A 26,056-nucleotide genomic window follows, 5' to 3' on the forward strand; every position below is an offset into this window, starting at 1 on the left:
CGTAGGATCTGGAGCGAATTCGATCTGCAATAGCTGCGAGCATGAATATCTCCCGCGCCATCCTTGTGGGGCGCTGTTCATGATTTGGGTGGGTGTGAGATATTTCCTTGATTACCAACGTAGAGAGGTCAGGGAATGGCTAAGGCGAAGATCGTAAAAGCTCCGATACCACAGTGCGGTTTCTACGGAGCTACCATAAAAAACACGCGTCTTGATCAACGATCCACACTTGAAGAAACGATGATTAATCTTGCTACGGCTTTGGGCATGCCTGTCATACACAAGGCTTTAACTGGACGGGATAGCTACATTTATGAGCCTCAGGGAAAAGGCTTTTACTATTCCTACCAGAGCGCCTCGAATACGATTCTTGAGCTGTCGAGGGACGTGGCGCTAAAAGCAGCGACCGATCTTAAAAAAGCTGTGCTAGATCGCAAGGCTGCTAGGGATGCTAAAAGTTCGGAAACAGCCGTTCACGACCGCTGATCCTGCTTTCGATACCGCAGCACCTGCAAAACGTGACCGCCTTAGAACGGCTCAACGTACTGCTCAACTGGGGCTCCGAGGAATCCTCTTCGCTCGGCAAGCCCATAAGCTTCTCGGAGGTTATGAGCGCTGATGTCTTCGAGCTGTTCGTCGATCAGTGATTTAACCGGTGCAGTACTCATGCAGCCTCCTTACGCCGCCGGCTGACATCCAGGAGGTGTGCGCTATACCAATGAAATTCTTCAGCATTGATGGTGCCCGAGGTGAAGTGGCGCACGATCAAACCCTCGGCTAGGACCTCATCGAGGGCGGGCTTATCCGGGTCTTCAAGCGCAAACAGCGCTTTATCGATCTCAACGTATGGGCTCACAGTTCCTTGCCCTCTGCCTGGGCGATCAGGGCGTTATCTGCCAAGGGCTCAAGTAGGGCCTGTGCGATTTCGCCGGGCTTGCCGAGGGGGGTGGTCGCTTGGACCGAGGAGTTTGGCTACGGCGTTCTTGTCGAGGTAGCCATTGCTCGCGGAGATAATCAGCCAGCCAAGCGCCGATGAATTAACCTCGCAGTCAGCAAGACTGCGAATCGCTGCTGCGTTACCACTTGCGGCTGTCGGGAGCGGCGCTGAAAGGAAACAATTGAGCCGAACCGAACAAGCTGCTCGACCGCGTTGTACAGCCACTCAGTCCGCGCAACCTCCCGAGGGCTCTCGCTCACCATCGCAGGCAACTGCTCGTCGTGCATGGCCTGACAAATCTTCAGTGCTGCGTTCATTGTTGCCTCCAGGGTAGCGGGTCAGTCGTGGTGGCTGATAACGCTGTGGATGTTGTGCAGGTTTATTACATCGACGTGCTCGATCTCCTCAACGCTTTCCACGTACTCAGCAAGATTCCCGTTTCGGTCGAGATCGACGATTACGATCTCAATCACAAGGCGGGTGATCTTGGCTTTCACGCGACGAGGTTTCTCGGAATCGCTCATGGCGACCTCCAGTGTTTGATTGCCCCAGCGAACGTCTACACTGACGAAGCGTGGTTCAGGGCGGGCGTAGTTTTTCTCAGGGATATTGAGGACTTCAGAATGGCTATCGAATTTGATCCTGTTGATGTAGACGGCGATGATGTTATGGCCGCTGATGCCAAGTTGCACCGCCATGGATCTGCAGATAAAAACTTAGGCAAGTGCTTTGCCTCAATTAGAATGTTCGATATGAATGACCTCCAGGTTGGAGGTGTATTTAGGAGTGCTAGCACTCCTGCCGGCTCCCCGGGTTTACATGGGGAGCGTGTTGGCTTTGAGAGAATGATTACTGCTAGATTTTTAAATCAGGGCTTAACGCAAATAATGATTAACGGCGCTCAGAACTCCCCGGATCATGTTGGTACTGAGTTGCGTGTACGTGGAATAAAACTGATAGAGTGTTTTACCGAGCTTCCTCCATGTCCACCTTGCCTGAAGTGGTGGAAAACCCTCGATAGTAAGTTTGATCCTGGCGTTATTAGGATTAAATATTACGCTTGGTTTGAGGACTATTTCGGGAATAAGACTCCCCAAGAGAGGCTCCAAGATGGCGATTATGGTTATGAAAGGAATGAAGTGGCGATAGAAAACTTTCGTACGTATGTCAAGGGTTTTGGGTTGGATTAGTTAAAGGTTATTTCCATTGGCTCCCCTTGGCGAAGTCGCACTATGCAGGAGCGTTTGCGTATTTATTTGCTGTGCAGAACCGAGTGCATCCTTGATGGTTTTTACATCTTCTTCGAAACTCATTTTATTGCTCCTTGAGTGTAATTTCAGGGTGAATCCTACACCGTAAAATTACTTTTTACTGGCACTTTAATATCTAGGCATATGAATAATCGGAGTCGAGCGCATGGAGTTGCTAAACCGCCTGCTCGACAAGTTTGACTGGGCACTGGCCGGAGTGATTGGCGCGATTGCCGCCAGCTTCTGGCAAAGAGACGGCCTGGTAGACCGAAAGGCCTGGGCCATCTTCATTTCTCGGGTGCAGTCTGCGCCCTTTACCGGACAGGCCTGGTCAGCTCCTACTTCGGAGTGGTCGAGCCTCGCAGCGTTGCCGGAGTCGGGTTCCTCCTGGGCACATTTCGGCGGATCGCTCATTGCAACAATCACCCGAGCCATCAAAACCGCTGACCTCTGGGCATTCGTGCGAGTGGCCATCGGGTGGCTGATGCTTGGAGCGCAGAGGGACTCGATCTTATAAGTGCGAAGCCCCGTGCGTCATCATTGAGCACTCATCAGGTGTATTGGCTATTCGAATTGATAAAATTCGGTGATGGAGATCGCAGTCGCTCGTAGGTTCAGTTGAACTCGAAGATGTATTCGCTTGTTTTCGAATCCATCAAAAGTCTGCCCTTGTGGACGAAGGTCATTCCGAAGATAGCTTGATACTCACGCCCGGTCTCTTTGAGCGGCACCGCCACAAATCTTGACCTAAAGATTTTCTCTCCTCCATTCGTTGTAACTCGCCAGGTGAGATCATAGTAATTTGCATTTTCGACAAATCCGCCTACCCCTGACGGAGACGTAGTGCCAGCCGGAATGAAGCCGCATCTCTCCGCAAAGCTTCGATCCATTGCAAAGTGGTCTGCGCCAGTGTCTACCAGAGCCATCGTGCGGCCGGCCTGGATAATGTTTCCATCTGGTCCGGCTTGCTCCATGAGCACCTCGATCACCGGAACTTTTTCCAACTCTTCAGGAGAATCTGAAAGCGTGCCGTTTCCATTGAGAAATTTGATTCTCACTACGTTATCGTCGATAACCGCCCTTGGTCGCATGCAGCTCTTCCTTGATGATGGCGAAAGGCAAAAGGCTACTGCGGAGCGAGGCGGGGCGTTACTGGCATTCCATCCACGCTGGATGCCTGCCCAGGTTTGAAAAATGCGTGGTTGGCTGCCCAAAACCCATTGGCAGAGGCAGCTGTAAAGTCGTTTACAGCGATCCCAGGGATACTGGTTTTGCTCAGGTCGGCTCACGCACTCAGTAGGTACGCATAAGAAGAGTGACGCTCGAGCCGTTGTTTACGGTTTCGTATTCTCTGCCTATCTGCAAATTCGCTTTAACGTGGCCGGACTTGTGTATGTTGCGTTCCTGATTCTGGAAGTCATAAACGATATCGGCTGTCGCCTGGCCGTCAGGGGAGAGTTCTGTCACTACGCAACCGATGTATTCAGATGATGCACTTCCTTTCGCGCCTTTATCATTTGATGCTGCAGCCGAAACATGGCCCACGATGCTGGTGCAATTACCAGAATAGGAATCGACCCTCACTTGGAGAGCAAACGGCCTGGGATTTGGGTCGTTCTGATCTACGTCCGCTTCGTAAATGACCTTTCCGTTGTAGGTCATTGTTTGATGGCTCATTACTGGGATGTGCGGGAACTGCTCGTTGGCCTGCTGCTGGGCCGTAGTGGAGGTAGCCACCAGCATAGTGAGCAGCGAAAGGGTGTTTCTGGTAGGAGGGAGCATGTTTAATTTCCTTATTATGGAGCACCTCTTATCTGCACCGCTCTCTGAATCTTTATGGCAGGGGGAAAAAATTGGTGGATGAGACTCGACCGGACTGATAAATAAAACTGGTGATCGGCCAGATGTCGGTTTGAGCTAGAAATTAGAGATGCTAAATTCCGCCATAAACACGGAAGGATGGCATGCGGATTTTGATGGCGGCGGTAGCTGTTGCTTTGCTGGCTGGGTGCATGGCACCAACCATGAACGAGGCTTGCCAGGAAAAACCGCACAGGGTGCTGACTTCAAAGAAAGCTGATACAGCGCTGGCTAAATGTGTCCAGTACGAATGGCAGAACCAGTCGATCTTCGGCGGCACACCTGGTGCGACTCTGCAGTCAGGTCGCGACACCGGATACGCCGTATTCACCGAGGGCTGCCAGTACTTTGTTGATATCCAGCCAAAAAGCTCAGGATACGTGGTGAAGTATTACGTGGTGGTTGGCAACTGGATCGCCAATAAACGGTTGGCCGCACTGCAAAGCTGCCTGTAGGGGATGGGGTGCTAGAAGGCGAGTGTTCGAATCACTCCGTTCCGACCATATAATTCAAAGGGTTGCGAGATTTTATCTCGCGACCCTTTTTTATATCTGAAAAATGCTCCCACATTTACTCCCTCGGATATTCTGGATCGCGAAAAGTTATGCCGCGATGGTCTCGTTAGCTTGTGCTGTGCGGTGTTTACGACATTACTTTTCGTACGGTGCCTAACATCCGGTGCATGCTCAATCCGGGTGATGTCAGCCACGTCGCCAATGCCTGGGTGGCTGGGCTGAAAATCCAAAGCCGTTTCCAACGTTCCTGCTTCATCCACCAGGTTCTGTCATGGACGAAACGGCCCTAGTGCTCATCCAACAATACATCTGTTTATCGCGGCTTACCTTGAAGCACTATTGCGAGAATCGGTCATGGCCGACAACGCCACGGAGGTCGCTGCTGTGCGCGTCTCTACACCTAACTTCACATACACATGTTCCAGATGTTTGTTCACGGTGCGTGGGCTCAGATCGAGAATGGTGCCAATGTCGCGGTTGGTCTTGCCGCAGGCCACCCAGCGCAGAACCTCGACTTCCCGACCAGTGAGCTGAAAGCGTGCCGACAGCACCCTGTGCGCCGGCTCGTCGTCCAGGCTCGGCGCGGCTGGCTGTGACGCCGCTCGGGCCGACAGCAGGATGCGCGAGGTGCGCAGGTGCGCGGCGACCCTGGCCAGCACTTCGTCGGTCTGGATCGGCTTGGTCACGTAGTCGCTTCCACCCACTTCAAAGCCCTGGACCACATGCCTGCTTTCCGTCAGCGCGGTCATGAACAGCACCGGAATATCGGCGTTGGCCGGGTGCTCCTTGATCCGCCGGCAGGTCTCGAAGCCGTCCAGGCCCGGCATCATCGCATCCAGCAGGATCAGGTCCGGACGCCGACGTTCGATGCGGTTCAGGGCGCTGAGCCCGTCGAGGGCCACCAGCACCATGTAGCCGGCATCGTTGAGGGCGTCGGAGAGCATGGCGAGGTTGTCCGGGGTGTCGTCCACAATCAGCACGACACCGGGTTCAGCGACTGTGGTCAGTGCATTCATCTTCTGCCTCCTTGAGGGCGCGGTTGATTTCGTCCAGGCGAAAGTTTTTCAGCAGCTTGCGTAGCGAACTGATGAAAGGGGCGGTGGCTGGCGTCTCGGCCTGGATGGCGTCGAGTTTTTCGTGCAGACCGCGTACGTAGCCGATGGCGCTGAGTTCGCCGAGGGCGATGAGGTCAGGCTGTGAGGGCAATATCCCCGGTTCGGGGAATGTCGCAGGGGCTGGTTTTTCGCGGCGCAGCCAGTGCAGGTCGAGCTGCTTCTGGATCCGTTCGAGCAGCTCCGGGGTGTGTACCGGCTTGGCAAGGTAGTCGTTGCAGGCACTGGCCAGGCTGCGCTCGCGCTCGTCGTTAAAGGCATTGGCCGATATCACGATGATCGGTGCCGTGGACAACGCATTGCGGCGGATCAGCCGGCTGGTTTCCCAACCATCCATCGTCGGCATAGACAGGTCCATGAGGATCAGGTCCGGCCCCAGCAGGGCGACCTGGCGAATCGCTTCCTGGCCGTTGCTGGCCTGGACCACTTCAAAGCCCAGGGGCGTGAGCATGCCGCTGAGGACCTTGCGATGGTCCACATGGTCGTCCACTACCAGCACCAGACGCCGCGGCCCCTGGTAGCCGATGATGTCGTGTTCGACATGGATCACCGCCTGCGGCACCCGTACTTGCGAGAGAAACAGGCGCACCTGGAAACAGGTGCCCTTGTCCTGCTGACTCTTGACCTGCAACTCGCCGCCCATCAACGAGGTGAGCATGCGAGTAATGGTCAGGCCCAGGCCAACGCCCTTGTCCTGGCGCATCAGATCACCGCGTTCGAAAGGCTGGAAGATTCGCTCGATGTGCTCGGGGTCGATGCCGATACCCGTGTCGATGATGTCGAAGGTTGCCGTCTCGCGCATGTAACTGACCCGCAGGCAGACCTCGCCGCTGTCGGTGAAGTTGACCGCATTGCCCAACAGGTTGATGAGGATCTGCCGGACGCGCTTTTCGTCGCCTCGCACCACCGCCGGCATCTTGCCGATCAGCTCCAGGCGAAAGCGCAACCCTTTGTCCCGGGCTTGTGGGGTAAACATCAGCTCCAGATCGTGGATCAGTTCCGGGAAGGGGATTTCCGTCGCTTCCAGGCGCAGTTTGCCGGCCTCGATCTTGGCCACATCGAGCAGGCCGTCGATCAGCGACAGCAAGTGCGAGCCGCTGCGCAGGATGGTCGCCAGGGCATCCTGATGCTGCTCCGGCATGGCCGCGTCGCGCTGCAGGATCTGGGTAAAACCGAGGATGCTGTTCAGCGGCGTACGCAGTTCGTGGGACAGTCCGGTGACGTAGCGACTCTTGGCCGCGTTGGCCGCCTCGGAAGCCTCCTTGGCATCTTGCAGGGCCTGGTCGGTCAAGCGGTGGGCTTCGATTTCCTGCATCAGCAACTGGGTCTGGCGGTCCGATTCTTCCTGGGCCACGTGGCGGCTTTCCCGCGTCAGAACCACCCACCAGGCGAGAATGGCCGCCAGTACCGAGAGCGTCAGGAAGGCCTTGAAAAATGCCTGGTACAGCGTCGCCTGGGCTTGCGGCGAGTGGGGCAGCCCCTGGGAGGCCTGGCCATAGATCAGCGCCAGAGCGCCGCTGAGCATCAGGATCAGTGCGAGCAGCAGGCCCAAGTAATGCACTAGCCGGGTGTGCAGGCGTGGCACCGTTGCATTGGGCAGCAACCAATGCAACAGCGCTTCGAACTGCGCCGACAGACGCCCGTGGGGTTTGCAGCGATCGCCGCAACGCGCGTCCAGCGAACAGCAAAGTGAGCAGATGGGCGTGCTGTAGGCCGGACAGAAAGCCATGTCGGCGGTTTCGAACGGGTTGCTGCACAGGCCGCAGGTGATCTGCGTGCTCGGTGCCACCGGTTGCAGCAGTAGCGGATCGCTGGTGCGGGCGATGTAATAGCGGCTGCGGGTGGCCCAGGCCAGCAGCGGGGTCATGACCAGCGAGGTGCCGAGGGCGACGAAGGGCGGGGCGGCCTGGGCCAGCGCACCAAATAGACCGAAGTGGGCGAGGACCGACAGCAGCGAGGCAATCAGCATGGAGCCGACGCCCACCGGGTTGATGTCGTAGAGGTGAGCGCGCTTGAACTCGATGTGTTTCGGTGACAACCCCAAGGGTTTGTTGATCACCAGGTCGGCGACCACCGAGCCGATCCAGGCGATGGCGATGTTGGCGTAGAGACCGAGCACCTGGTCGATGACGTCGAATACCCCCAGTTCCATCAGCATCAGGGCAATCGCCACATTGAACACCAGCCAAACTACGCGGCCGGGGTGACTGTGGGTGACCCGGGCGAAAAAGTTCGACCAGGCCAGGGAGCCGGCGTAGGCGTTGGTCAGGTTGATCTTCATCTGCGAGACGAAGACGAACAGCACCATGGCCGCCAGGGCCCATTCCGGCGAGGCGAACACATAACCGAAGGCCACCAGGTACATCTGGGTCGGTTCCGTAGCGCGCTCGATGGGGATCTCGTGTTGCAGGGCGAGAAACGCCAGGAAGGCGCCAGCGAACATTTTCAGGGCGCCGGGCAGGATCCAGCCGGGGCCGGCGCAGAGTAGGGCGGCCCACCAGCGCTTGCGGTTGGCCGCGGTTTTTTCCGGCAGGAAGCGCAGGTAGTCGACCTGTTCGCCGATCTGCGTCACCAGGGACAGGGCCACGGTACAGGCCGCGCAAAACGCCAGCAGATTGAAATCGCCGCCGCCGGTATCACGGCCCTGAAAACTGGTCCAGTCGCTGAAGGCCTCGGGGTTTTTCAGCAGTACAAACAGGTAGGGCAGCACCAGCAGCGCCAGCCACAACGGTTGGGTCCAGAGTTGCAGGCGGCTGATCAGGGTCACCCCATAGGCCACCAGGGGGATCACCAGCACAGAGCAGATCACATAGGCAAAGGCCAATGGGATATGGAAGTACAGCTCCAAGGCCAGGGCCATGATCGCTGCTTCCAAGGCGAAGAACAGAAAGGTGAAGCTGGCGTAGATCAGCGAGGTGATGGTCGAGCCGATGTAGCCGAAGCCGGCACCGCGGGTCAACAGATCCATATCGACGCCGTAGCGGGCTGCGTAGTAGCTGACGGGCAGGCCGGTGAGGAAGATGATCAGGCTCACGGCGAGGATCGCCCAGAAGGTGTTGGTGAAGCCGTAGCTCAGGGCCAGCACCCCGCCAATCGCCTCCAGGGCCAGGAACGACACCGCACCCAGGGCGGTGTTGGCGATGCGCAGTTCCGACCACTTGCGAAAGGACTTTGGTGTGTAACGCAGGGCGTAGTCTTCCATGGTTTCGTCGGCGACCCAGCTGTTGTAGTCGCGACGGATCTTGGCGATGCGCTGGGTGCCAGGTGGAAGCACGGTGAAAGACTCCTGGGGTCAAGGCGCTCCGTGCCTGGCGGGTGTGCCCGTGGCGGATAGCCGAGCAATTTTCATGCCCTGCACCACGGCGTCTTGCCGCGCCAGCTGGTGCCTGCGCGCGCGTCCGCGCAGTGCCGGTCGGTCGGGACCTGGAGCAATAGCCTGCGCCGCCTTGGTGCATTTTTCCCTACGTCAAATGACGTATGCGCTTACGTCAGGCTGCGTATACCCGTCGTCGAGACGCCCCTCCATGCTGATACCACCACCGTTGCTGGCCGCCATAGGGCGTACCACCAGCGTCACCGCAGAGGAGTAGCAGCATGCAACCACCATTGATCCGGACTAAAGGCCTGTTGCCGCGCCGCTTGGCGCTAGGGGCGGCGGCCCTGTCGTTACTGGCTGCCAGTGTGTTCAGCCAGGGTGTATGGGCGGACGAGGCCAACAGCACCGGCCTGGCGGTGACCGCCACTGAAGTCACGGTCGGCCAGTTGCACTCGGCCACCGGCACCATGGCGATTTCCGAGACCGGTTCGATCCAGGCCGAACGCTTGGCCATCGAGCAGATCAACGCTTCAGGCGGCATCCTCGGTCGGCAGATCAAGGTGATCCAGGAAGACGGCGCCTCCGACTGGCCGACCTTCGCCGAGAAGGCCAAGAAGCTCCTGGTCAACGACAAGGTGGCCACGGTGTTCGGCTGCTGGACCTCGGCCTCGCGCAAGGCTGTGCTGCCGATCTTCGAGAAGGAAAACGGTCTGCTGTACTACCCGACTTTCTACGAGGGGCTGGAGCAGTCGAAGAACGTGATCTACACGGGCCAGGAAGCCACCCAGCAGATCCTCGCCAGCCTCGACTGGATCGCCAAGACCAAGGGCGCCAAGACCTTCTACCTGGTGGGGTCGGATTACATCTGGCCACGCACCTCGATGAAGATCGCCCGCAAGCACATTGAAAACGTGCTGCACGGTACCGTGGTCGGCGAAGACTACTACCCCTTGGGCAACACCCAGTTCGGTTCGCTGATCAACAAGGTCAAGCTGAAGAAACCCGACGTGGTGTTCGCCGCCGTGGTGGGTGGCTCCAACGTGGCTTTCTACAAACAACTCAATGCGGCGGGCGTCAATTCGGCCAAGCAGACCTTGCTCACGCTCTCGGTCACCGAAGATGAATTGCTGGGCATCGGCGGCGAGAACATGGCCGGTTTCTATGCCTCGATGAAGTACTTCCAGAGCCTGGACAACCCCAACAACAAGGCCTTCGTCGACGCCTTCAAGGCCAAGTACGGCAAAGATTCGGTGATCGGTGACGTGACCCAGGCCGCGTATCTGGGCCCATGGTTGTGGAAGGCTGCGGTGGAAAAAGCCGGCAGTTTCGATGTCGACAAAGTGGTTGCAGCCTCGCCGGGCATCGAGCTGAAAACCGCGCCTGAAGGCTACGTCAAAGTGCATGAAAACCATCACCTGTGGAGCAAGACCCGCATCGGTGAAGTACAGCCCGATGGCCAGTTCAAAGTGGTGTACGAGTCTGATCTGATCGAACCGAATCCTTTCCCTAAAGGCTACCAGTAAGGGCTGGCGTCATCCCTGGCAAGCCAGCTCCTACGGGCGTTGTGTAGGAGATGGCTGGCTGGTGATGGGGCCCCAACGGTTTCCACATCCTCCCTCCAAGCAGGAGTCCATCATCATGGAATGGCTATCGGAATTTGGTGCCATCGCGGCGATGCAGGGGTTCAACGGCTTGTCCGTGTTCTGCGTGCTGCTGTTGATGGCATTGGGGCTGGCGATCATTTTCGGCCAGATGGGGGTCATCAACATGGCCCACGGCGAGTTCCTCACGATCGGCGCCTACACCACCTATGTCTGTTCGAGCCTGACCAGCCATTTCACCCCGTGGTTTCAACCCTATTACTTTTTCATCGCCATCGCCCTGTCGTTTCTGGTGGCCGGGGCCATTGGCTGGCTGGTGGAGTGGGCGATGATCAGTCGGCTCTACAAACGTCCGCTGGACACGCTGCTGGCGACGTGGGGGCTGTCCCTGGTGATGCAACAGACCTTCCGTTCGGTGTTCGGCGCCCGTGAAGTCAGCGCCACGCCGCCGGAGTGGCTGATGGGCTCGTTCAACTTCACCGAGTCCATCGAGATTCCGCGCAACGGTTTGTTCATGATGGCCCTGACCCTGCTGCTCACCGGGGCCATTTTTCTCTTGCTCTACCGCTCGCGCTGGGGTCTGCAAGTACGGGCTACGGTACAGAACCGGTTGATGAGCCGTGCCGTGGGCATCAATACGCGCAAGGTCGATCGCATGACCTTTGCCCTCGGTTGCGGTGTCGCGGGGGTGGCCGGCGCGGCCTTTACCACCATTGGCTCAACCGGGCCCACCGCGGGCTCGCAGTACATAGTCGACACCTTCCTGGTGGTGGTCTTCGGCGGCGCACAAAGCCTGTTCGGCACTATTGCGTCGGCGTTCGTCATTGCCCAGACCCAATCGATCTCGGAGTTTTTCCTCAGTGGTTCGATGGCCAAGGTACTGACCCTGTCCGGGGTCATCCTGATCCTGATGTTGCGCCCTCAAGGGTTGTTCTCCATCAAAGTGCGCAAGTAGAGGCGAGCCAATGAAGCTTTTAGACAAGATGCTGGCGGGCAAGCAGAACCTGTTGGGCGTGGGCCTGTTGGCGCTGCTGATTTTCGTGGTCTTCCCGCTGACCCTGGATGCCTTTCGCCTGAACATGGTGGGCAAGTACCTGACCTATGCCTTCGTCGCTGTCGGCCTGGTGTTGTGTTGGGGCTATGGCGGCATTCTCAGCCTCGGGCAGGGGGTGTTCTTCGGCGTCGGCGGCTACTGCATGGCGATGTTCCTCAAGCTCGAAGCCTCCGACCCGCAGAGCACCAAAATCCAGTCGACGCCGGGCATTCCGGATTTCATGGATTGGAACCAGATCACCGAACTGCCGTGGCTCTGGGTGCCGTTCCACAGCTTCAGCTTCACCCTGTTGGCGGTGATCCTGGTTCCGGTAGTGCTGGCCTTCATCATTGGCATGGCGCTGTTCAAGCGGCGGGTGGGGGATGTTTATTTCTCCATCGTCAGCCAGGCCATCGCGCTGATTCTCACGGTGCTGATCGTCGGCCAGCAGGGTCTGACCGGCGGGGTCAATGGCATCACCGATCTCAAGACGCTGCTCGGCTGGGACCTGCGCAGCGACAGCGCCAAGTTGCTTTTGTACTTCATTAACGCGGCTTTGCTGTTCGGCTGCATTTTCATCGGCCGTTTCGTCCTCGCGTCGAAGCTCGGGCGGCTGCTGATGGCGATGCGCGACAAAGAGGAGCGGGTGCGCTTCTCCGGTTATGACGTGGCCAGTTTCAAGATTTTCGTGTTCTGCATCGCCGCTGCCTTCTCGGCCATTGGCGGCGCCATGTTCGCCTTGCAGGTGGGCTTCATGTCGCCTTCGTTCGTCGGCATCGTGCCGTCCATCGAGATGGTGATCTTTGCCGCCGTCGGCGGGCGCATGTCGCTGCTCGGCGCGGTGTATGGGGCCTTGCTGGTGAACTACGGCAAGACCTATTTCTCCGAGTCCTTCCCCGAGCTATGGCTGTACCTGATGGGCGGGCTGTTCATTGCCGTGGTCATGTACTTTCCCAATGGCTTGGCCGGACTCTGGGACAGCCATGGCCGCCAGACCCTTGGCCGTTTATTACGGCGTACCCCGCAGCAAGCCGCCGTTGCCGCGCCCCTGCCGGAGACGTCGCGCACTGCGCCGCCGACCCCGGCTCCTGAACGTCCTTCGCTGGAGACGCAGCCATGACCGCCGTGGGTTTTCAAATGAACAAGCCGGTGCTGGTTATCGAGGGGCTGACGGTGTCCTTCGACGGTTTCAAGGCCGTGGACAACCTCAACCTGTACATCGACCGCAATGAAGTGCGGGTGGTGATCGGGCCCAACGGCGCAGGCAAGACCACGGTACTCGACCTGATCTGTGGCAAGACCCGCGCCACCAGCGGCAGCATCCAGTTCGATGGAAAGGAACTGACCAAGATGCGCGAGTACAACATCGTCCGTGCCGGCGTCGGGCGCAAATTCCAGAACCCGTCGATCTACGAAAACCTCACGGTGTTCGAGAACCTGGAGATGTCCTACCCGGCGGGGCGCAAGGTGTTTGGCGCGTTGTTTTTCAAACGCAGTGCCGCAGTGATTGCCCGGGTTGAAGAGGTGGCGCGGGAGATCTTTCTCGGCGAGCTGTTGCAGCAACAGGCCGACCTGCTGTCCCACGGCCAGAAGCAGTGGCTGGAGATCGGCATGCTGCTGATGCAGAACCCTGACCTGTTGATGCTCGATGAACCGGTCGCAGGGATGAGCGTCAACGAGCGCGTACAGACTGCGGAACTGCTCAAGCGCATCAGCCAGGGACGCTCGGTGCTGGTGATCGAACACGACATGGAATTCGTCAAGAGCATCGCCCATAAGGTCACGGTGCTGCATCAGGGCAAGGTCCTGGCCGAGGGCAGCATGGAGTCGGTGCAGAACAACCCGAAAGTCATCGAAGTCTATTTAGGCCATTGAGGAAGCAGGCATGTTCAACGTAGACAAGCTGTCCTGTGGTTACGGCCAGAGCCAGATCCTCCACGACCTCGACCTGGCCGTGGCCAAACGCGAAATCGTCGCCGTGATGGGACGCAACGGTATGGGCAAGACCACGCTGTTCAAGAGCTTGATGGGCATCCTTCCGCAGTGGCGGGGGCAGGTCTGCGTCGATGGCCAGGAAGTCTCGAACCTGGAAACCCACGAGCGGGTGGAGCACGGCATCGCCTATGTACCTCAGGGACGGATGATTTTCCCCAGCATGACGGTGTTGGAAAACATTCAGACCGGCCTGCCGGCATCGGCCCGGGGCCAGGTGCCCGAAGACCTTTATGCGTTGTTTCCGGTACTCCACGACATGCGCTCGCGCAAGGGTGGCAACCTTTCAGGCGGGCAACAGCAGCAACTGGCCATTGCCCGGGCGCTGGCGACCAATCCCAAGGTGTTGTTGCTCGATGAACCCACTGAGGGCATCCAGCCGTCGATTATCAAGGACATCGCCCGCACTTTGAAAGAGATCCGCCACCTGCGCGACCTGACCATTGTGGTCTCCGAGCAGGTGCTGTCATTCACCCTGGAAATCGCCGACCGCTTCCTGGTGATCGAGAAGGGTCGCTTCGTGATTGAGGAGACCCGCGACAAGGTCGACGAAGCCACCATCAGTCGCTACCTCTCCGTGTAGGCGCGATCGGGCGGCGCGATGGTTTATAGGCCCCCTTTTGTAGCAGCTGGAAAGCCAGCTCAAAGGGGTACGTCATCCAACGTATTGGCCGATTCGTGCCGCCATTCGAGACTGGTTCCAACGCGGTACATCCCTAATGTTCAGGAGCTTCGCCATGACCGATACCTTGATCAAAGTCGACCTCAACCAGCCCGCCACCGAGAACGAACAGATCCACAACCGCTGGCATCCGGACATTCCCATGGCCTGCTGGGTCAAGCCGGGGGATGATTTTATTCTCGAGACCTATGACTGGACCGCCGGCGCGATCAAGAACAACGACGACGCCTCGGATGTGCGTGACGTCGACCTGTCCACCGTGCACTACCTGTCCGGTCCGGTGGGCGTGCATGGCGCCGAGCCGGGGGATCTGCTGGTGGTCGACCTGCTGGACATCGGCGCCAAGGCCGAATCGATGTGGGGTTTCAACGGTTTCTTCTCGCGGCAGAACGGTGGCGGATTCCTCACGGATCACTTTCCCAGCGCACAGAAAGCCATCTGGGATTTCAAAGGCATGTTCACCAGCTCGCGGCACATTCCCGGGGTCAACTTTGCCGGCCTGATCCACCCCGGATTGATCGGTTGCCTGCCCGACCCGGTAATGCTCGGCGACTGGAACCGCCGCGAGCAGGAGCTGATCGACACCCACCCGACCCGCGTGCCGCCCTTGGCCAACGCGCCGCTGGCCGCCACCGCGCACATGGGCAAGCTCAAGGGCCAGGCCCGGGATGATGCTGCGGCCACCGGCGCACGCACCGTGCCACCGCGCGAACATGGCGGTAACTGCGATATCAAGGACCTGTCCCGGGGCTCGAAGATTTTCTTCCCGGTGTACGTCAAAGGCGCCGGGTTGTCGGTGGGGGATCTGCACTTCAGTCAGGGCGACGGCGAGATCACCTTTTGCGGTGCTATCGAGATGGCCGGCTGGGTGCATATGAAAGTCGAGCTGATCAAGGGCGGCATGGCCAAGTACGGGATCAAGAACCCGGTGTTCAAACCCAGCCCGATTATCCCGACCTACCAGAACTACCTGATCTTTGAAGGTATCTCGGTGGATGAAGCCGGAAAACAGCACTACCTGGACGTCAATATCGCGTATCGCCAGGCCTGTCTGAATGCGATCAACTACTTGACCAAGTTTGGTTATTCGCCCGCCCAAGGCTATGCACTGTTGGGCTCTGCGCCGGTGCAAGGGCATATCAGCGGCGTGGTCGACATCCCCAACGCCTGCGCGACCCTCTGGTTACCCACCGAAATCTTCGAGTTCGACATCAACCCCAACGCCAACGGCCCCATCAAACACCTCGACGGCAGTATCGATCTGCCGATTGCCCCGGACCTGTGAGACACGCCCGAGCTCGATCAATGTCTGGAGAGTGCCATGCCGACTTATGAGTACGAATGCCAAACCTGTGGCTCTTTCACAATGTTGCGGCCCATGGCCCAACGGCACGAGTCGTGCCAGTGCCCGTCTTGTGCGGGCCCAGGAGGGCGGTTGCTGTTGTCTGCGCCGGCACTGACGACGTTGTCGAGCAGTCAACGCCAGGCCATGGCGACCAACGAGCGAAGTGCCCACGTGCCGCAGACGCTTGGCGAGTACCAGCAGAACCGTCGTCATCCCAGTGGGTGCAGTTGTTGCGCACCGAGCAAACCGCTGGCCCCGACCAAAGAGAATCCACAGGGGCTCAAGAGTAAAACCGGCTCCAGACCTTGGATGATCAGCCATTAACAGAGGTAAATTTCATGCGTCATGGTGATATTTCCAGCAGCCCGGACACCGTGGGTGTCGCGGTCGTCAATTACAAAATGCCGCGGCTGCATACAAAAGCCGAGGTCATTGAAAACGCCCGCAAGATTGCCGACATCATCACCGGTATGAAAAGCGGTCTCCCCGGCATGGACCTGGTGGTGTTTCCTGAATACAGCACCATGGGCATCATGTACGACCACGATGAGATGATGGCGACTGCCGCCAGCATTCCAGGCGAAGAGACGGCGATCTTTTCCGCCGCGTGCCGTGCGGCTGACACGTGGGGGGTGTTTTCACTGACCGGTGAGCGGCATGAGGAACATCCCCACAAAGCCCCGTACAACACGTTGGTGTTGATCAATAACCAGGGCGAAATCGTCCAGAAGTACCGCAAGTGCATTCCCTGGTGCCCCATTGAAGGCTGGTATCCGGGTGACCGGACCTATGTCTGCGAGGGTCCCAAGGGCCTGCAAATCAGCTTGATCATTTGTGATGACGGCAACTACCCGGAGATCTGGCGCGACTGTGCAATGAAAGGAGCGGAGTTGATCGTCCGTTGCCAGGGCTATATGTACCCGGCCAAAGAGCAGCAGGTGATGATGTCCAAAAGCATGGCCTGGGCCAATAATTGCTATGTGGCAGTGGCTAATGCGGCAGGCTTCGATGGGGTTTATTCCTACTTTGGTCACTCGGCGATCATTGGCTTCGACGGTCGCACCCTGGGCGAATGCGGTGAAGAGGAAATGGGCATTCAGTACGCACAATTATCCGTTTCGCAAATCCGCGATGCGCGAGCGAACGACCAATCACAGAATCATTTGTTCAAGCTGCTGCATCGCGGTTACACCGGGGTCTACAACTCCGGGGATGGCGACAAGGGAGTGGCTGACTGCCCGTTCGACTTTTACCGCACCTGGGTACTGGACGCGCAGAAAGCCCGGGAAAACGTCGAAAAACTGACCCGTAGCACCGTCGGCGTGGCTCATTGCCCGGTGGGAGAGATTCCCCACGACGGTAAAGAAAAACACGCAGGCTAAACCATGCCTTTCGTGAACGATCGCATCGACCCAAACCACCCACAGCCCAGCCTGACCAGCGCATCACCAGCAGCAGATTTGTTGACCTCACGCTTCGCCTTCAATCCCGCCCAAGTCATGGCGTTGTTGCGCAGTCGAATTGTCGGCCAAGAACAAGCCATGAGCGCGGTCGAGGCGTTGCTGAACGTGGTTAAGGTCGATATTGGTGAACGTGAGAGGCCGTTGACGGTGAGCCTGTTCATGGGGCCGACCGGTGTCGGCAAGACCGAAATCGTCCGTCTGCTGGCACTGGCCATACACGGTCGCGCCGATGCTTTTTGTCGCATCGACATGCACACCTTGGCCCAGGAGCATTACTCGGCGGCGCTCACCGGAGCGCCACCTGGTTATGTGGGGAGTAAAGAGGGCGTCAGTCTGTTCAATAGCGAATTGATTCAAGGCACCTACAGTCGCCCAGGCATCGTGCTGTTCGATGAACTGGAAAAGGCCAGCAAGGAAGTGGTGCGCAGCTTGTTGGGCATTCTTGAGAACGGCCAGCTGACCTTGGCGGGCGGTAGCCGAACGCTGGATTTTCGCAATAGCCTGATCTTCATGACCAGCAACATTGGAGCCCGGCAAGCGACCACCTACAGGGAACGTTTTTCACGCGGTTGGCGGCGCTGGCTCGGCATCGTCCCACAAGGTGAGCAGGCTATGTTGGAGCTAGCGTTGCACGCCTGGTTCGAACCGGAATTTCTAAACCGTATTGATCGCATCCTGGTTTTCCAACGCATCGAAAGCCAATGGCTGGAAGCGTTGTTGCAGATCGAACTGAACAAACTCAACCAACGGCTCGGTCAGCATCGACGTACGCTGGTCCTGGACGTTGCGGCAAGCGACTGGCTATGCCGAAAGCATGACCCACGCTTTGGTGCTCGGGCCCTGACAAGGCGAGTGCGGGTCGAGCTGGAGCCTGCCATCGCTGAGTGTCTGCTGGCTTATCCGCAGGCAATGCAGATGACTGCGACGGTCGAATCAAACAGGCTCACGGTTGTTCCATTGTCGTAAGAGACGGCACCGGATTGCGGTCTGATGCTATAGCCTCGGGAATCGCTGTCGCACTACGCTGGGTGACGATGCGCATCACTCAGTGTGTTGGCTTTTACAGCGTCGGGTTTTTTCATGTCTGCGATTTTCGCTTTTGAAAGTTAAAACTGGATCTTACTGGCGCAGTTGTCTTGGGGATGCGTTCAACAGGCGGCGCATAAGTCGCCGCAGGGCCGTGGCATCCTGGTATCCCACCTGCTCGGCGATGGATTCAACGGAGTGTCTGCTGGTTTCCAGTAGCACGCGGGCCCTGTTCAGCTGCACACGCTGGATCAAATATTGGGTTGAAAGGCCGGTTGCTTTTCGAAGGTGCCGGGACAGCGTTCGCTCAGACATGCCCACGTACGCCGCAAGGCTCGGAACGCTGGGAGGATGGGGCAGACAGGCTTCTATATAGGCGGTGAGGTTGGCGACCAGTGTATTACCCCGGGCCATGATCGCTGGGTTGATGAATGGGGATTGCAACTGTCGGCCGTCGAGTAGAAGAGCCTTGCCCACATAGTCGGCGAGCGTCGGGGACAGGCGCCTGCGCAGCAGGTGCAGCATCAGGTCAGTTTGCGCGAAGGCTGCGCCAGCGGTCGTCAAGGGGGGATCGCAAAGCACCATGACGTTGGGGTCGACAATGCAGTCAGGCGCAATGCTCGACAGCCAAGGGGCGAGCCACCAGGAGGTCGTTACCTTTCGACCGTCCAGTAATCCTGCGGCATGCAGGAGAAAGACAGCCGAGCACGAGGCGGCAATCTCCTTGCCTTCATTCACATGTACCCTCAGCGCTGGCAGTGCCTGAAGTACCCAGTCTTCTTCAAGACGCTGCAGCAGCGCGTCGAAGTCGCTGATGCCAAGGCCCGGAATGACCCAGCAGGAGTTGTCCTCGACGTCTGTCGTCAGTTCGTCGACCAACAGTTGCATGCCTTGCCCTAGCGTAATCAGCCCTGGCTGCGGCCCGCAAACTCGCCAGCGTGGCACGGCGAGGCCTTGGCGCTGCGCAAGTGTCGCGGCGGTGCCGAGGATGTCCAGGGTGGCCGCCACGCTTGAGGCGAACGACTCGGGAAAGACTAGAACAGTGAAATCGTACATTGTCCGATTATGCCCGAAAGAAGGCGAATCGGTCACTTATGGAATGGAGAGATAACTGGCCCAATGGCGCTTCCAATTAACAGTGAGGTTTTGCCATGCCAAACATCTTGATCAAGGTGCCTACGGGAGCTTTCAATCAGCCACAGCGCCAACAGTTGCTTCGAAGCGTGAGCGACGTGGCAATACTTAATGAACACATGGGCGATACCCCTCAGCAGCGTGCTTTGTGCTGGGTGCTCATTGAGGAAATTCAGGCCGATGAATGGCTGTGTGGAGGCGTTGCTCCTCATGCCAGGGCCGTTCCATGCATTGTCATCGTCAAGGTGCCTGCCGGCGTTCTTGATGCACCGATGCGCCAGCGCTACGTACGTGAATTGCATTGCGCAATACAGTCGAGCCTGGCAACGGAGGATCAGCGCCAGTTGCTGACCTCAATACAGATCCAGGAAGTTGTCGATGGCACTTGGGGGGCGAACGGTGATATTTGGCATTTGGCCGACTTCACCCGTGCGGCCGGGTACGGACATCTCACTCCCTAGGCTATAGGCCTTCCAGAAAGTGCAATGCTTGGGGACCGTCTCATTGCAGAGTGTTGACGCGTGCATAAGCATGCACATATAGTCGGTTGCATGACTGATCGAATCCTTCACCGAACCCGCGCAATTGACGCTGCCATCGAGTCTCTCGATGGCGCTTTCTTCAAGGCACTTTGTGAGCCTTCGCGTGTCGCTGTGCTCAAGCGTGTGATGCAACTGGGGCGCGCCGATATCGGCGAGATTGCGCAAGGATTGCCCCAGGAGCGTTCAGTTGTTTCCCGACATCTGCAAGTGCTGTTAGAGGCAGGTATTGTCCGCGGCACCAAGGTCAGCAGGCAGATGTTCTACGAGGTGGACGGTCCGGCGGTGGTGGCACGCCTCGAAGCCATTCTTGAGCATATGAAAAGCCTGGCCCCGTTCTGTTGCCCAGGTACGTCCTGATTTTTTTGTCTTTTAGTGTGCATGAGTGTGCATATATGAATGTAATAAATGAAGTCATGGATGTCATCGTAATTGGCGCTGGCCAGGCAGGATTAGCCTCTGGTTGGTATTTGCAGCAGCACAACCTCAGGTTCTTGATTCTGGATGCCGAGCGATCTGCGGGAGGGAATTGGCGCAATTACTACGACAGCCTGAAGCTTTTTTCTCCAGCGGCTTACTCGTCATTGCCGGGCATGCGCTTCCCGGCGGAACCTGATCATTACCCACTTCGTGATGATGTCGTGCGCTATCTGGAGGACTATGCAAAGGCATTCAACTTGCCAGTTCGTCAGTCCACCCGCGTACAGCATGTACGCAGAGAGCACGGGCTGTTTCGGCTTCAAACGGACGATGGGGAAGATTTTTGTTCCAAGGCGCTGATCGTCTGCACGGGTGGATTCAATCAGCCTTTCATTCCAGATATTCAAGGGCTTCAGGGTTTTCTCGGGCGCAGTTTGCACAGCGCGCAATATCGAAATGCCGATGGCTTTGGTGGGCAGCGAGTGGTTGTGGTCGGTGCTGCAAACTCGGCTGTTCAAATCGCTTATGAACTGGCTCATGTGGGCAAAGTCGTGCTGGCGAGCAGGGAGCCGATTCGGTTTTTTCCGCAGAAGATACTCGGCCTGGATTTTCATGCGTGGCTGAAGTGGTCAGGGTTGGAAAAGACTCGTTGGTTGAGCGATCAAAGTACGCCGGTGCTCGATGACGGGATCTATCGTCGAGCCCTTGAGCAAAAGCTTTTCGAGCGCAAGCCGATGTTCGAGGCGATAACACCAACCGGCGTGATCTGGGCTGATGGGCAGCACACTGAGGTGGATAGTTTGGTGTTTGCTACAGGATTTCGCCCGAACCTGGAGTTTTTGAGCGGGTTGGAATGCGCAGGCAATGAATATTGGGCTCATCGTAACGGGCAGGCGAAGCATCTGCCTGGGCTGTATTTCGTCGGTCTGCCGAAACAACGGAATTTTGCTTCAGCGACACTTAGAGGTGTCGGCCAGGATGCGGCCTACATCATGCCCAGCTTGATGCGATTTGTTCGCGATGTGCCTGTTTAGCGGGCAACTTTCGAGTTTTTCCGAAGGGAGGGGTTTATCTATTATTCGTAAAACCATATATTCGAAAAACCGTATATTAATCGAGGCTTCACAATGACCAGCAAAGCCCGTGTTCTGTCCGCTGAGAATCGATATGGCTGACCATCTGACACCGACCACTGTTTTCAAATGTCTGGCAGATGACACCCGCGTGCGCACCATGCTGCTCATCACTAGTGAAGGAGAGCTTTGTGTTTGCGAGCTGACCTGCGCGTTGAACGAGAGTCAGCCAAAAATCTCCAGGCACCTGGCGCAGTTGCGCACTTGCGGCCTGCTTTCGGACCGTCGGCAAGGCCAATGGGTGTATTACCGACTGCACCCGAATCTCCCCGATTGGGTTCATCAAGTGCTGACCACTACGCTGGAAAGCAACAAGTTCTGGTTAAGCCCTGATGCCAAACGCCTTGATGAAATGGGTGACCGCCCTGAGCGTGCAGCCGTGTGCTGTGAAAGGCAGACCGCCTCATTACGCTGATTGGCACGCTGTAGCCTCAGGAACAATGATCATGAGTAACAGGAGCCCTCCCTCCTGTATCGGCTAGTTCGACAACCAGTCGAACGCCCACTGACAACAGAGCACAACAACATGACTATCAAAGTTGGCATCAATGGATTTGGTCGTATCGGTCGCCTCGCTCTGCGGGCTGCCTGGAGTTGGCCTGAGTTCGAGTTCGTGCAGATCAACGATCCAGCGGGTGACGCGGCGACTCATGCACACTTGATCAACTTCGATTCGGTGCATGGCCGTTGGAACAACGAAGCCCGCGCCGAAGGCGATAGTGTCGTCATCGACAATAAGCGGATCAAAGTCACGGCCAACAAGGCGATTGCCGACACAGATTGGTCGGGCTGCGATCTGGTGATTGAAGCCAGCGGCAAGATGAAAACCGTCGCGGTGCTGCAGGCTTACCTGGACCAGGGGGTCAAGCGTGTGGTGGTGTGCGCGCCGGTGAAGGAAAAAGGCGCGTTGAACGTCGTCATGGGCGTCAACCAGCACCTGTTCGACCCGGCGCAGCACCGTATCGTCACCGCTGCCTCTTGCACTACTAATTGCCTGGCCCCAGTCGTGAAAGTCATCCACGAAAAGCTGGGTATTCGTCACGGTTCGATCACCACCATTCACGACCTGACCAACACCCAGAGCATTCTCGATCAGCCACACAAGGATCTGCGTCGTGCGCGGGCCTGCGGCATGAGCCTGATTCCAACCAGTACCGGCTCGGCCACCGCCATTGCCGAAATCTTCCCGGAGCTGCGTGGGCGCCTGAATGGCCACGCCGTACGTGTGCCGCTGGCCAATGCGTCGCTGACTGATTGTGTCTTTGAAGTCGAACGGGCCACCACCGTCGAAGAGGTCAATCAGTTGCTCAAGGACGCTGCCGAGAATGAGCTCAAAGACATACTCGGTTTCGAGGAACGCCCGCTGGTATCCATCGACTACCGTACCGACCCGCGTTCATCGATCATCGATGCGCTGTCGACCATGGTCATCAACGGCACCCAGGTCAAACTTTACGCCTGGTATGACAACGAGTGGGGCTATGCCAATCGCACAGTCGAACTGGCCAAAATGGTCGGTCTGGCAGTCTGAGGAGCGGCTATGAAAGCGTTGTTCGCCCTCGCTCCGCAAGTGCGGCAGTACCTGCTCGTGACGGGCAACTACTGGGCCTTCACCCTCACCGACGGCGCTTTGCGCATGTTGGTGGTGCTGCACTTTCACGCCTTGGGCTACAGCCCGCTGCAAATCGCGGCGTTGTTTCTGTTCTATGAACTCTTTGGTGTGATTACCAACCTGGTGGGTGGTTATCTTGGCGCTCGGCTTGGCCTGAACCGAACCATGAACATCGGGCTGGGGCTCCAGGTCGCGGCGCTGCTAATGCTGACGGTGCCGGTAGCCTGGCTGAGCATCCCATGGGTGATGGCTGCTCAGGCACTTTCGGGAATTGCCAAAGACCTGAACAAGATGAGCGCCAAAAGCTCCATCAAACTTCTGGTTCCCGATGGGCAACAGGGCAAGCTCTACAAGTGGGTGGCGATCCTCACCGGTTCGAAGAACGCACTCAAGGGTGTCGGCTTCTTTCTTGGCGCAGCTTTGCTGGCATGGGTCGGTTTCAAAGGCGCGTTGCTGACCATGGCGGGGGGTCTGGCGTTGATTTGGATCAGTAGCCTGATCCTGTTGAAGAAGGACCTGGGCAAGGCCAAAGCCAAGCCCAAGTTTCGTGACATCCTGTCCAAGAGCCGGGCGATCAACATCCTTTCTGCGGCGCGGATGTTCCTGTTCGGCGCCCGCGATGTCTGGTTCGTGGTGGCCTTGCCGGTGTACCTGAGCAGCGTGTTTGGCTGGGACTTCTGGAAGGTTGGCGGCTTCCTGGCGGCCTGGGTGATTGGCTACGGCATCGTCCAGTCGTTCGCGCCCAACATCACTGGAAAGAAACGAGGTCACGTGCCGGATGGTCGTGCGGCGTTTCTGTGGGCACTTGCACTGGCGGGTCTGCCCGCGGCCATTGCGCTCGGTCTGGACACCGGGCTGTCGCAACAAATGGTGCTGTTGGGTGGACTGATGGTTTTCGGTGCTTTGTTCGCCGTGAATTCGTCGCTGCACAGCTACCTGATCGTGTCCTACGCCAAGGAAGACGGCGTGTCGCTGGATGTGGGGTTTTATTACATGTCGAACGCCATGGGGCGCTTGATCGGCACCGTGCTCTCTGGCTGGATTTACCAGGTGTTTGGATTGGGCGCATGCCTTTGGATATCAAGCGCATTCGTGTTGCTGGCCGCCTTGATTTCCATCGCTTTACCCAGGCATGCCGAGGCGATATGAAGCTGCCAGGCAGGACGGCATGAACCTTATCGGGCTACGTGCATGTGGAGGAATTGGCAGCGCCCGCCGTCGAAATCCAGCCCTGAATATCCGCAACCGTCGGAAATTTCCCGCTGCTGACAACCTTCTCGTTGATCACCAGAGCCGGCGTGGAGAGGATGTCATAAGTCATCATCTTGCCCATGTCAGTGATCTTTTCGAATTCGGCCTGGATATTAAGATTCTGCGCAGCTTGACGGGCTACGGCCTCCAGTTTCTTGCAGTTGGCGCATCCTGAACCGAGGATTTTGATGTTCAGCATTGGAAGCTCCCTGATGTGAATGTCAGCTTGCTGTTTGTTGACGCTGAGAACGGATCAACTGGCAGATTGCAGCGGTTATGGCCAGCGCGACCGCCACCCCTGCAGCAAGGGTGCGCCAGCCGGTGCCATCGACCCAGGCACCGTAGAGCAGGCCTGCCACGATGCTGAACGACGCGACTAACCCAACGTAGGCGGCGGTCTTCTTGCGACCAATCACAGCCACCACCATGAGCATGCTCTGCAAGCTAAGTTCAGGATCTGCCATCAGATAGGCCAGGAGCGGGCCAGGATGCATACCAAGATCGAGGAACATGCGGGCGACGGGCACTTCTACCAAGGTGGGGAAGTACATGAACACGCCGAACCCTACTGCTATGGCATTGGCGAGCACTGAGTTGCTGCCTGCAAGACTTTCAATCCACTCGGGTTGAATAACCTGGCGAACCATGCCGACGATGAATACACCCACCACCAGCACAATAAATATCTGCTTGACGAAGCGCCAGGCTTCCCACAGCCAGCCTTGCCAGTCTTCGGCTGGCAGTTTTCGGGCAAAGTACCAAACAGACAATAGGGCCAGTGCGACACCGAATAGTCGACCCGTGAAGATGAAAACCAACATGCCAGGTTCTGGCGTCAGGCGCATCGAGGCGATCAGCAAAGTACTGGCGGTCAGGCCCAGTGCAACCCATGTCCAGCTGTTGGCACCTTCGGTGATGTTATCCAGACCACGCTTGGCCGTGGCGGCAATCATCAGGAGCAGGGCGATGAGTACAGACCCTTGCAAGCTCACGCCTTCTTCTCCTTTGCTGGCGTCATATGGAACCCAGTCAAACAGGGTGTCCTGCCACGCCTGGGCCCAGAAAAGCGGGACTTTGATACTGATCAGGCCTGCGGTCAGGGGCCACAGTCTCAAGGTGCCCGCTATCAGCAGGGCCACCAGAGATAGGAGAATGCCCAGGGCAGGTCCGGAAATGCTGGCCTTCTCTGCGAACAGGGCATCTGCCTGTGCATCGTGGGTCAGGTCGTCTTTCCAGAATAGAGTCGCCATTATCAAGCCAATACCGATGCCGAAGATCAGGCAGAGAATCAAACGGGCAATTGCAAACTCTGCTCCCAGAATGTTGCCGGTATAGGCGAGGGCCATGATATTTCCTGCCGGGGCAAAAAACAGAAAGGTGATCGCCGGGCCGATACCCGCGCCTTTGCGGTAAACGCCCGCGAACAAAGGAACAATGGTGCATGAGCAGACGGCAATCAGTGACCCGGCCAGTGCCGCTGCAGGGTAGGAAACATAGACAGGTGCATGCCGACCCAGCCAGTGAGTGATGCTGGCTTTGGGAATAAGTGCTGCCATGGCCCCGGCAATGAAAAACGCTGGCAACAGACAAAGTAGGACGTGGGCTGCCAAGTAGGAAGCCAGACTGCCAGCTCCACCATTGATTAGCTTAAGCAAAAGGTCCATGGCAAACCCTGGAACATGACCATTAAAAGCCAGGCTCCAAGGTATTTGTTGTGCGCTGAACGGGCTTGACGTAGATCAGTTGCATGCTGAAAAACTTTACGTGATTCGCTAGACCACTGCACGGCGCGGCCCAGCGCAAAGCAAATCATCGCCAGGAAAACCGTCAGTATC

30 protein-coding genes and 1 pseudogene are annotated in these 26,056 nt (G+C 57.6%); 19 read left to right on the plus strand and 12 right to left on the minus strand.

Annotation, left to right across the window (positions count from 1 at the left end; translation table 11 throughout):
- Positions 1–135 precede the first annotated feature (135 nt).
- Complete coding sequence (locus AB4O09_RS11515; RefSeq protein ID WP_460108217.1) at positions 136–486, plus strand: hypothetical protein; 351 nt, start codon at positions 136–138, stop codon at positions 484–486.
- A 41-nt stretch (positions 487–527) separates the two neighbouring features.
- On the opposite strand, the gene AB4O09_RS11520 is transcribed toward AB4O09_RS11515, so the two are convergent.
- The 4 genes from AB4O09_RS11520 to AB4O09_RS11535 all read right to left on the minus strand — a co-directional run bounded on the left by AB4O09_RS11520 (position 528) and on the right by AB4O09_RS11535 (position 1,461).
- Positions 528–668: a hypothetical protein gene (locus AB4O09_RS11520; protein ID WP_460108219.1), complete on the minus strand. Its 141-nt coding sequence runs from the start codon at positions 666–668 to the stop codon at positions 528–530.
- Entirely contained in the window at positions 665–856 is a 192-nt protein-coding gene (locus AB4O09_RS11525; protein ID WP_460108222.1) for a hypothetical protein, read from the minus strand. The genes AB4O09_RS11520 and AB4O09_RS11525 overlap by 4 nt, the downstream gene beginning before the upstream one ends.
- 158 nt (positions 857–1,014) lie before the next feature.
- Positions 1,015–1,254 carry a hypothetical protein gene (locus AB4O09_RS11530; RefSeq protein ID WP_046064655.1) on the minus strand — a complete coding sequence of 80 codons (240 nt, stop codon included), beginning with the start codon at positions 1,252–1,254 and terminating at the stop codon, positions 1,015–1,017.
- Positions 1,255–1,275: 21 nt separating this feature from the next.
- The gene (locus AB4O09_RS11535; protein WP_082098020.1) at positions 1,276–1,461 is read right to left on the minus strand and encodes a hypothetical protein; all 186 of its coding nucleotides are present in this window, start codon (positions 1,459–1,461) and stop codon (positions 1,276–1,278) included.
- A 99-nt stretch (positions 1,462–1,560) separates the two neighbouring features.
- On the opposite strand from AB4O09_RS11535, the gene AB4O09_RS11540 reads away from it, so the two are divergent.
- Positions 1,561–2,127, plus strand: a complete 567-nt coding sequence (locus AB4O09_RS11540; protein WP_460108224.1) for an acetyltransferase — start codon at positions 1,561–1,563, stop codon at positions 2,125–2,127.
- Here the strand turns inward: AB4O09_RS11540 and AB4O09_RS11545 are convergent, their stop codons facing one another.
- Positions 2,128–2,250: a hypothetical protein gene (locus AB4O09_RS11545; protein WP_460108226.1), complete on the minus strand. Its 123-nt coding sequence runs from the start codon at positions 2,248–2,250 to the stop codon at positions 2,128–2,130.
- A gap of 103 nt (positions 2,251–2,353) precedes the next feature.
- Here AB4O09_RS11545 and AB4O09_RS11550 point away from each other — a divergent pair.
- Positions 2,354–2,704: pseudogene (locus AB4O09_RS11550) on the plus strand (MFS transporter).
- 97 nt (positions 2,705–2,801) lie between these two features.
- Here AB4O09_RS11550 and AB4O09_RS11555 read toward each other — a convergent pair.
- Together AB4O09_RS11555 and AB4O09_RS11560 are read right to left on the minus strand one after the other, a co-directional pair.
- Complete coding sequence (locus AB4O09_RS11555) at positions 2,802–3,278, minus strand: retropepsin-like aspartic protease (protein ID WP_460108229.1); 477 nt, start codon at positions 3,276–3,278, stop codon at positions 2,802–2,804.
- 202 nt (positions 3,279–3,480) lie between these two features.
- Positions 3,481–3,969: a hypothetical protein gene (locus tag AB4O09_RS11560; protein ID WP_460108231.1), complete on the minus strand. Its 489-nt coding sequence runs from the start codon at positions 3,967–3,969 to the stop codon at positions 3,481–3,483.
- A 182-nt stretch (positions 3,970–4,151) separates the two neighbouring features.
- Here AB4O09_RS11560 and AB4O09_RS11565 point away from each other — a divergent pair, with 182 nt between their 5' ends.
- Positions 4,152–4,502, plus strand: a complete 351-nt coding sequence (locus AB4O09_RS11565; RefSeq protein ID WP_460108234.1) for a hypothetical protein — start codon at positions 4,152–4,154, stop codon at positions 4,500–4,502.
- A gap of 383 nt (positions 4,503–4,885) precedes the next feature.
- Here AB4O09_RS11565 and AB4O09_RS11570 read toward each other — a convergent pair whose 3' ends face one another.
- Positions 4,886–5,578 carry a response regulator gene (locus AB4O09_RS11570; RefSeq protein ID WP_013693775.1) on the minus strand — a complete coding sequence of 231 codons (693 nt, stop codon included), beginning with the start codon at positions 5,576–5,578 and terminating at the stop codon, positions 4,886–4,888.
- Entirely contained in the window at positions 5,553–8,948 is a 3,396-nt protein-coding gene (locus AB4O09_RS11575; RefSeq protein ID WP_003203588.1) for an ATP-binding protein, read from the minus strand. Before AB4O09_RS11575 ends, AB4O09_RS11570 begins: the two co-directional genes overlap by 26 nt.
- 320 nt (positions 8,949–9,268) lie before the next feature.
- Here AB4O09_RS11575 and urtA point away from each other — a divergent pair, with 320 nt between their 5' ends.
- From urtA to AB4O09_RS11620, 9 genes are all read left to right on the plus strand, one after another.
- Positions 9,269–10,513: an urea ABC transporter substrate-binding protein gene (gene urtA, locus AB4O09_RS11580; RefSeq protein ID WP_003203587.1), complete on the plus strand. Its 1,245-nt coding sequence runs from the start codon at positions 9,269–9,271 to the stop codon at positions 10,511–10,513.
- A gap of 115 nt (positions 10,514–10,628) precedes the next feature.
- Positions 10,629–11,546, plus strand: coding sequence for an urea ABC transporter permease subunit UrtB (urtB, locus tag AB4O09_RS11585; protein WP_003203586.1), 918 nt, complete (start codon positions 10,629–10,631; stop codon positions 11,544–11,546).
- Between the two features lie 10 nt (positions 11,547–11,556).
- Positions 11,557–12,744 (plus strand): urea ABC transporter permease subunit UrtC, encoded by a 1,188-nt coding sequence (gene urtC / locus AB4O09_RS11590; protein WP_003203584.1) that lies wholly within the window; start codon positions 11,557–11,559, stop codon positions 12,742–12,744.
- Positions 12,741–13,499, plus strand: a complete 759-nt coding sequence (gene urtD / locus AB4O09_RS11595; RefSeq protein WP_003203582.1) for an urea ABC transporter ATP-binding protein UrtD — start codon at positions 12,741–12,743, stop codon at positions 13,497–13,499. The genes urtC and urtD overlap by 4 nt, the downstream gene beginning before the upstream one ends.
- A gap of 10 nt (positions 13,500–13,509) precedes the next feature.
- Positions 13,510–14,199: an urea ABC transporter ATP-binding subunit UrtE gene (gene urtE / locus AB4O09_RS11600; protein WP_003203579.1), complete on the plus strand. Its 690-nt coding sequence runs from the start codon at positions 13,510–13,512 to the stop codon at positions 14,197–14,199.
- 154 nt (positions 14,200–14,353) lie between these two features.
- Positions 14,354–15,583 (plus strand): formamidase, encoded by a 1,230-nt coding sequence (gene fmdA / locus AB4O09_RS11605; RefSeq protein WP_003203578.1) that lies wholly within the window; start codon positions 14,354–14,356, stop codon positions 15,581–15,583.
- Positions 15,584–15,619: 36 nt separating this feature from the next.
- Positions 15,620–15,967: an FmdB family zinc ribbon protein gene (locus AB4O09_RS11610; RefSeq protein WP_003203576.1), complete on the plus strand. Its 348-nt coding sequence runs from the start codon at positions 15,620–15,622 to the stop codon at positions 15,965–15,967.
- A gap of 14 nt (positions 15,968–15,981) precedes the next feature.
- Positions 15,982–17,025 (plus strand): aliphatic amidase, encoded by a 1,044-nt coding sequence (locus AB4O09_RS11615; protein ID WP_003203574.1) that lies wholly within the window; start codon positions 15,982–15,984, stop codon positions 17,023–17,025.
- A 3-nt stretch (positions 17,026–17,028) separates the two neighbouring features.
- Positions 17,029–18,072 carry an AAA family ATPase gene (locus tag AB4O09_RS11620; protein ID WP_460108237.1) on the plus strand — a complete coding sequence of 348 codons (1,044 nt, stop codon included), beginning with the start codon at positions 17,029–17,031 and terminating at the stop codon, positions 18,070–18,072.
- A 153-nt stretch (positions 18,073–18,225) separates the two neighbouring features.
- Here the strand turns inward: AB4O09_RS11620 and AB4O09_RS11625 are convergent, their stop codons facing one another.
- Entirely contained in the window at positions 18,226–19,188 is a 963-nt protein-coding gene (locus tag AB4O09_RS11625) for a GlxA family transcriptional regulator (protein ID WP_223528196.1), read from the minus strand.
- 95 nt (positions 19,189–19,283) lie between these two features.
- On the opposite strand from AB4O09_RS11625, the gene AB4O09_RS11630 reads away from it, so the two are divergent.
- The 6 genes from AB4O09_RS11630 (at position 19,284) to arsJ (ending at position 24,119) form a co-directional block, all read left to right on the plus strand.
- Complete coding sequence (locus AB4O09_RS11630; RefSeq protein ID WP_013693770.1) at positions 19,284–19,727, plus strand: tautomerase family protein; 444 nt, start codon at positions 19,284–19,286, stop codon at positions 19,725–19,727.
- Positions 19,728–19,817: 90 nt separating this feature from the next.
- Positions 19,818–20,165: an ArsR/SmtB family transcription factor gene (locus tag AB4O09_RS11635; protein WP_028236802.1), complete on the plus strand. Its 348-nt coding sequence runs from the start codon at positions 19,818–19,820 to the stop codon at positions 20,163–20,165.
- Between the two features lie 35 nt (positions 20,166–20,200).
- Complete coding sequence (locus tag AB4O09_RS11640) at positions 20,201–21,259, plus strand: flavin-containing monooxygenase (protein WP_460108238.1); 1,059 nt, start codon at positions 20,201–20,203, stop codon at positions 21,257–21,259.
- Positions 21,260–21,392: 133 nt separating this feature from the next.
- Positions 21,393–21,773, plus strand: coding sequence for a metalloregulator ArsR/SmtB family transcription factor (locus tag AB4O09_RS11645; protein WP_003203561.1), 381 nt, complete (start codon positions 21,393–21,395; stop codon positions 21,771–21,773).
- A 111-nt stretch (positions 21,774–21,884) separates the two neighbouring features.
- A complete protein-coding gene (locus tag AB4O09_RS11650; RefSeq protein ID WP_003203559.1) occupies positions 21,885–22,889 on the plus strand; it encodes an ArsJ-associated glyceraldehyde-3-phosphate dehydrogenase in 1,005 nt (334 codons plus the stop codon).
- A gap of 9 nt (positions 22,890–22,898) precedes the next feature.
- Positions 22,899–24,119 (plus strand): organoarsenical effux MFS transporter ArsJ, encoded by a 1,221-nt coding sequence (arsJ, locus tag AB4O09_RS11655; protein WP_003203557.1) that lies wholly within the window; start codon positions 22,899–22,901, stop codon positions 24,117–24,119.
- A gap of 34 nt (positions 24,120–24,153) precedes the next feature.
- Here arsJ and AB4O09_RS11660 read toward each other — a convergent pair whose 3' ends face one another.
- Positions 24,154–24,420, minus strand: coding sequence for a thioredoxin family protein (locus tag AB4O09_RS11660; RefSeq protein ID WP_460108241.1), 267 nt, complete (start codon positions 24,418–24,420; stop codon positions 24,154–24,156).
- A 22-nt stretch (positions 24,421–24,442) separates the two neighbouring features.
- On the minus strand, positions 24,443–25,885 hold the full coding sequence (locus tag AB4O09_RS11665) for a permease (RefSeq protein ID WP_027913018.1): 1,443 nt from the start codon (positions 25,883–25,885) through the stop codon (positions 24,443–24,445).
- Positions 25,886–26,056: the final 171 nt, after the last annotated feature.

It is taken from the genome of Pseudomonas sp. H1_F01, from assembly GCF_054681425.1.